At 34.6% G+C, this 1,148-nt stretch carries 1 protein-coding gene; it reads left to right on the top strand.

The genetic code is table 11. The annotated features are described in order from the left end of the window. Positions 1-603 precede the first annotated feature (603 nt). Positions 604-1,029, top strand: coding sequence for a hypothetical protein (locus tag L2737_RS22190; RefSeq protein ID WP_248957133.1), 426 nt, complete (start codon positions 604-606; stop codon positions 1,027-1,029). Positions 1,030-1,148: the final 119 nt, after the last annotated feature.

Genomic DNA, 1,148 nt, shown 5'->3' with positions numbered 1-1,148 from the left:
GACAAGGAAAGCTTTAGTTGCAGCTAAAGCCTGGGTCTCACATTACCCGAAACAGGGAAGTATTTGTAAATTAGGTGGGTTTATTATCCATACAAGCCACTCAAGCAGGACAAATAACAGTTGGTTTTGTTCGCTTCGCTCTCTATTATAACCAACTATCATTTGCCTCTTAGTGGGGCGTTATATTTTTGGTAGGTTATGAAGCTAGCTGAATCTAAAATCCCCAAATTATTAATCATCTATTTATATGGCGTTTTGGTTCTAAATGTTATTGATATATTTTATCTAAATAGAGCTAATTCAACCCAAAGTATTGGATTTATTCTGACTTTAATAATTCCTATATTCTTTGCAGTGTATTTAACTCGTAAAGGTTTTTCCTTAACTAAAAAATCGGCGCTTTGGCATACTTTTATTCTTGTAGTTGCTTGCCCATTAATATTTATCGTTCATATTGCACTAACACTATAAATGCCTGTAAGGTGTTGTAAATAAAAAATATAACAAGTCATTAAAGCAGGAAAATTTACAGTTGGCTGTTTTCACTGCGTTCAACATTTTAGCCAACTATAAATTTCCTCTTAATGAGGCGTTAGTTGCCTTATGGATATTGTGCCACTGTTCGGATTAAGTAGTATTAAATTTGGTGCTTCCAAAGCTCATGCTATTGAGGTATTTGGAAACCCTGATGCCGTTGAAAATGAGTCAGGTAGAAACGGAGTGAGTTCAGAAATCTGGGAATACCAGTCTCACGGAATACGTTTATATTTCGATCCTGATTTAAACTTTATATTATGGGATATTTCAATAACTTCTGATAATGTTCAGTTAAATAGTATTAACCCTATTGGCATCAAAGAGTCAGAGTTATTGGCTTATTTTCCCTCTTTGGTTTTAGAGGTTAATGACGGCATATTTAAAGAGTATGTGGACACGAAAAATGAACTATTGTTTTTCTTACGTGACAATATAGTTAAACGAATAGACGTATCGCCTAACCTTGATGATTATTTAAAAAGGTTTGGTTAAATCGGCAACTAACAAGAGACTATGGCGTCAATAGTTAATTTTAAGCTTTTGGCGCTTCCCACAAAACACCGTCTCTTAGCATCGAATTTAAGATCACAACCATCTTCCTAATGCAGGCA

Source organism: Shewanella electrodiphila (assembly GCF_023283985.1).
In the GTDB taxonomy this organism is placed as follows: domain Bacteria; phylum Pseudomonadota; class Gammaproteobacteria; order Enterobacterales; family Shewanellaceae; genus Shewanella; species Shewanella electrodiphila.
This window is presented reverse-complemented; position numbering and strand designations above follow the sequence as displayed.